Genomic DNA, 5,762 nt, shown 5'->3' on the forward strand with positions numbered 1-5,762 from the left:
ATTTAATTATTTCTCTAACTCAGTTACAGCGATTTCCAATCATATAAGGTACATCTTAGCCCCCTCATCGCACCTCCCTCAATCCCCCCGCAGCGGGGGGAAGAAAAGGATAAGCTTTTGATACTGGAGGGGGTTGGGGGTGGAGTTCTTGTTCCGGGTTTGATGACAATTTGCTGTAGGTAAATAATCAATATCTAACAATTGTTCCAGCGAATAAGGACATTGTTCTTTCTCTGACTCTAAAATAACACACATATAAATAAAGATCCCCGACTTCTTAGAGAAGTCGGGGATCTGATTCGATCTGATTCTACCAATTACGAACAACTTAAAAACTCTTTGACTATTGCTAAATAAGTTTCTGAGTCTTCCAACATCGGAAAATGCGCCGTATTGGGAATAATATTTAATTGAACATTATCACTTAAAGCCGCCGCCGTTTTCCCCAATTTAGCTGGAATAATAATGTCATGTTCCCCAGCAATCAGCAAAGTTGGTATAGTTAATTTTGCAAATTCTTCCGGCATTGTTTCCGCTTGTTCCTTACTCACAGAAGTATAGATAGTCCCTAAAGCCGCTTCATAATGGGCATTAACAAAATCTTCTAAAAAAGCCTGACTTTCCGCTTTAGGAATAGGACGATGTAAAAATCTAGCCATAAACATTTTGTCAGCCAAAGGAATTTTACTTAACCACTGCGGGCGGAATTTCACCACATAACCACCAAATTTATGAAAAGCAGAAAAAGCTTTTTCATCATATTCAAAAATACCGCTACAAGTTAAAATTCCCTTGGCAACTTTTTCGGGATAACGATTAAAAAATAAAGTCGCAATAGAAGCACCCATAGAATGGGCATTAACATAAACACGATCAAGATTTAACTCATTTAATAAAACCGCCAAATCTTCTGCGTATTCTGTTAATTCATAACTTAAATTCCCGTTATTTTGGGGTTGACATTGAGAACGACCAAAACCCCGTAAATCATATAATAAACAATCAAAATTATCTAATAAAGCCTCAGCCGTACTTTGCCAATATCTCGCTGAACCAGCCCAACCATGCAAAAAAACCATCACCGGTTTCATAACATTTGATGGTTTTTTCATCCACTCGTAATAATGGTCTACACCCCGAACATTTATATAAGTCATTGTCACAATTAAAAACTAAGAATTAAAAATTAAAAAATCAAGAGTCAAGAGTCAAAATCCAAATGACTAATGACTAGTGACTAATGACTTTTAAGCCGACTCTGGTTTAGGTAAAGAAGAAGGATGTACTATCAGTTCAGCAGTAGAACGTTTTTCCACCATTTCCTTAGTAATAGTACAGCGAGTCACATCCTTGCGAGAGGGTAACTCATACATTACATCCAGCATCAACTCTTCCACAATACCGCGTAAAGCCCGCGCTCCAGTTTTGCGCCGATAAGCCTCTTGAGCGATCGCCTTTAACGCCTCTGGTTTAAAATCCAACTGGACATTATCCATATTCAGCAGTTTTTGGTACTGTTTCACCAAAGCACTCTGTGGTTCAGTTAGAATTGCCATCAGCGCATCCTCATCCAAAGGATCAACCACAGCCACCATGGGAATCCGACCAATAAACTCAGGAATCATGCCAAATTTCACCAAATCATCTGGTTGCAGATGACGTAAGGTATCAGCAGCCCGTTTTTCCTTAGTTTGCACATCACCTGGTTGCACAAAGCCAATTGACTTTTTCCCAACTCTCTGATCTACAACTTTTTCTAAACCGACAAAAGCGCCACCACAGACAAACAAAATATTGCTCGTATCAATTTGGATACAATCTTGATATGGGTGCTTACGTCCGCCCTGGGGTGGAACATTAGCAATAGTCCCCTCCAACATTTTCAATAAAGCTTGCTGTACCCCTTCCCCAGAAACATCTCTGGTAATTGAGGGATTTTCACTCTTCCGGGCGATTTTATCAATTTCATCAATGTAGATAATACCCCGTTGAGCCTCCTCCACATCCAAATCTGCCACCTGCAACAGACGCAACAGGATATTTTCCACATCCTCACCCACATACCCAGCTTCCGTCAGGGTTGTAGCATCAGCAACAGCAAAGGGAACATCCAGGATTTTCGCCAGAGTTTGTGCCAATAGAGTCTTACCGCAACCAGTTGGTCCAATCAGTAAAATATTGGACTTTTGTAGTTCGATGGCATCATCTGTCCCAGCCTTGGCATTAACCTTAGACTGAAGAATAGCCAATCGCTTATAATGGTTGTAAACAGCCACAGATAGCACCTTTTTGGCTTCATCTTGGCCGATAACGTGTTCGTCTAAATAATTTTTAATCTCTCTCGGTTTAGGGATTTGATTAAACGAGATATTAGACGAACTGGTACGACGTTTTTCAGTTGGTTCTGACTTTTGCGCCGGTTGTGATGCAGCCGCAGCACTAGTATCCAACAATTCCTCATCGAGGATTTCATTACACAAGTCAACGCACTCATCGCAGATGTAGACTCCCGGACCTGCGATTAATTTACGTACCTGCTCTTGAGACTTGCCACAAAATGAACATTTTAAATGGGAGTCGTACTTAGACATATCAGCCTCTTATTTCAGAATGACGACGATTTACCCTGCTGTGGGAAGATTTTGTCTAGAAATGACCTGATCGATCAAACCATAATTCTTCGCCTCTTCTGCTGACATGAAAAAGTCGCGCTCGGTATCAGCCTCAATTCTCTCCAAGGGTTGACCAGTATGCTTGGCCATTAGTTGATTTAATTCGCCCTTAATGTAAAGAATTTCTCGCGCTTGAATTTCAATGTCAATAGCTTGTCCTTGAGCGCCACCCAGGGGTTGGTGAATCATAATCCGGGAGTCAGGTAAAGACATCCGCTTTCCGGCAGTTCCAGATGTTAATAAAAAAGCCCCCATGCTCGCTGCCAGCCCAAAACAGATAGTTACAACATCGGGACGTATTTGTTGAATTGTATCATAGATTGCCATACCCGCGTAGACAGAGCCACCAGGAGAATTAATGTACAATTGAATATCCTTTTCCGCGTCTTCAGAATCGAGAAAAAGTAATTGGGCAACAATAGAATTAGCTACAACATCATCTATGGGAGTTCCCAAAAAAATAATCCGCTCGCGGAGTAAGCGGGAGTAGATATCAAATGCCCTTTCTCCCATCCCAGACTGTTCTACCACCATTGGCACAATATTACTAGGGCTGCTAGAACTGCCACTAGTACCAATAGGACTCAAGCTGTTGATTGGGTAATTTCCCGACTGCGATACAAGCATACTAGAATATTTAAAAATAAATGGCATGAAATTGTGAACTGTTAACCATTATGCCCTATATGGCAGAATTCAGGAGTCAGGAGTCAGGAGTAAAAGAACTTGTGCCTCTTGCCTCTTTACTGTCACCTGTCACCTGTCACCTGTCACCTATCCTGTTACTCAGGATTACTGGTTTCTGCTTCCTGAAGTGCTTCAGTGCTTTCGGCTGGTTCCGCCGCACTTAGAGAACCTTCCGCTACTAGTTCCACAGATGAACGTTCTAGCAACCAATCAAGGATTTTTTTGGTTAGAAGTTCTTCTTTAACCACTCCACGCAATCTATTTTCATCCAAATCTTGATCAGGATATTCTGCCATCAATAGGGCGACTCTAGCTTGCACTTCTACCGTTGCCACTTCAATAGATTCACGTTTGCCAATTTCTTGTAAAGATAGCGTCCGTTTGAGACGTTCTATAGCTTCAGGCTTGGATCTATCACGTAATTGGGGAATAATTTCTTGGGTGAATAGCTTTTTGACATCTATTCCTTGCTCGGACAACTTCATTGCCGTCTGTGACAGCATAGCATCAATTTCTTGATCAATCAGTGTTGTCGGCAAATCTATTTCGACATGGTTGAGTAGTTCTTTGACTAACGCTTCTTGCTGATTTTCTTTGGTTTTATCTGCGGCTTCTTTTTGATACCGTTCTTCTAAGGATGCCCGCAATTCTTCTAAGGTCTCGAAGTCGCTGACTGATTGGGCAAAATCGTCGTCCAATTCGGGTAGTTCTTTGGTTTTAATTTCTTTAAGGGTAATAGTAAACAAAGCTACTTTACCAGATAACTCTTCGTTACCATAAGGATCTGGGAATTGAGCAGATACTTCTTTGGTTTCTCCAGGGTTCATGCCCACTATACCCAAGACAAAACCGGGAATAAACTTATCTTCTTGTAACTCAACTTGAAAATCAGTTCCTTCTCCACCGGGAATTGGTTTGGGTTCACTGTCAGGATCATCCCCTTCAGTTTTGGCAATTACACCCTTAAAGTCAATCACTGCCATATCACCAATTTGGGCAGCACGTCCTTCTACAGGAACTAAAGTTGCTGATTTTTCTCTTTGCGCTTCAATAACTGTATCTACTTGGGTAGGATCATACTTGATTTCCTCCGCTTTAACTTCTAAACCAGTGTATTGGTTTAACTTGACTTCTGGGAAGACATCCACAGAAGCGGTAAAGGTCAGGGGTTTTCCTGGTTCATAATTGACAATTAAATCATCAAAGGAAGAACTTAGTTGGGGCTGACCAAGAGCGCTAATTGCTTCTTGTTTAATTGCTTGGTCAATGCCTTCTTGCAGCATTTCTTCTAGGGCGGTTGCTTTGACGCGAAGATTACCAATACGTTGTATTAATATTTGCCGGGGGACTTTGCCTTTGCGAAACCCAGGAATATTTGCGGTATTAGTTAATTTTCTAATAGCTTGCTCGTATTTTTGTTTGGTAATTTCCGGTGTAATTTCTATTTGTAAACCAATTTGACTGGCGGGAAGTTTTTCCTGGGTAACTTTCATGCGTTGTTTCTATTTTTCTGGTATTTTAATCTGCTATCTAAATACTAGACAAGTCTAGACATTTACTTCTACGGGGTATAGGATCGGTTATCCCGACCTAAGTTCACTCGCTGTTGACGAAACACGATCATATTCTGAATAGATATCATTCAGACACAAATGCGTGTGAATGTCTTTCAGCAGAGATCCATTTTACTGCAAAAAGTAAAGGACTGAACACTTTATGATATTCTTTCAACATAGCAGCCCTAGTTCCGGTAACATAACTTTACAGGCAGGGCTTCTAGCAAATACCCAAATGTTAATTGCCCTTGGTTTTCTTTTTTGCAGTTTGCTGTATAATGGGATATTATACGATAATGTAGTGTCAGTAACTCAGCCCTAAAGGGAATGAGCTTGTAAGAAATTGCAAACTGTACTGACCAGTCTAAGTCTTCACTGACTACGTTTTTTGAGTCACGACACCCCGGAATGCGAAGCTAGTTCCCTGCTCTGTCATTTGCAATTAAACAGTTTTAAAGTCACTGAAACAGTGTTGCAAGTCTAAAAAGCTCTTAAAACATTGACGAGGCTAACATCACCCCGAAAGGGAGGCTCTTCGGAGCAAAACATTATGCGTACAGAGTTGGGAAATTTGAATCGGTAATTGTCCCGTTGAAAGTACATCACAAGAGTACCCCGAATTTGCCAACTCCAAGGCGGTAATGAGAAAATATTTAAGGGGGTTAAAACCGCACGAGTCGCTTCCCTCTCAGGTTTGAAGACACTGAGTTTCCCGCTTACTGAGTATTCTTATGACAATTTGATTTGCTATGACTTCCATAGCTGTAGAGTGCGATATAAATTAATTTTAACTGCAATATACAGCACTTCCTGGTGTTATGAGGTACAAGAACCCCACCCCCAACCC

General features: G+C 41.0%; 4 protein-coding genes. All 4 read right to left on the minus strand.

Annotation, left to right across the window (positions count from 1 at the left end; all coding sequences use genetic code 11):
- Nucleotides 1–317: 317 nt before the first annotated feature.
- The 4 genes from IQ228_RS19520 to tig all read right to left on the minus strand — a co-directional run bounded on the left by IQ228_RS19520 (nt 318) and on the right by tig (nt 4,852).
- Nucleotides 318–1,157, minus strand: coding sequence for an alpha/beta fold hydrolase (locus IQ228_RS19520; protein WP_027404852.1), 840 nt, complete (start codon nt 1,155–1,157; stop codon nt 318–320).
- Nucleotides 1,158–1,247: 90 nt separating this feature from the next.
- Nucleotides 1,248–2,591, minus strand: a complete 1,344-nt coding sequence (gene clpX, locus IQ228_RS19525; protein ID WP_027404851.1) for an ATP-dependent protease ATP-binding subunit ClpX — start codon at nt 2,589–2,591, stop codon at nt 1,248–1,250.
- Nucleotides 2,592–2,621: 30 nt separating this feature from the next.
- Complete coding sequence (gene clpP / locus IQ228_RS19530) at nt 2,622–3,299, minus strand: ATP-dependent Clp endopeptidase proteolytic subunit ClpP (RefSeq protein WP_039203649.1); 678 nt, start codon at nt 3,297–3,299, stop codon at nt 2,622–2,624.
- 155 nt (nt 3,300–3,454) lie between these two features.
- Nucleotides 3,455–4,852, minus strand: a complete 1,398-nt coding sequence (gene tig, locus IQ228_RS19535; protein ID WP_027404848.1) for a trigger factor — start codon at nt 4,850–4,852, stop codon at nt 3,455–3,457.
- Nucleotides 4,853–5,762: the final 910 nt, after the last annotated feature.

Source organism: Dolichospermum sp. LEGE 00246 (assembly GCF_015207865.1).
Taxonomy (GTDB): domain Bacteria; phylum Cyanobacteriota; class Cyanobacteriia; order Cyanobacteriales; family Nostocaceae; genus Dolichospermum; species Dolichospermum heterosporum.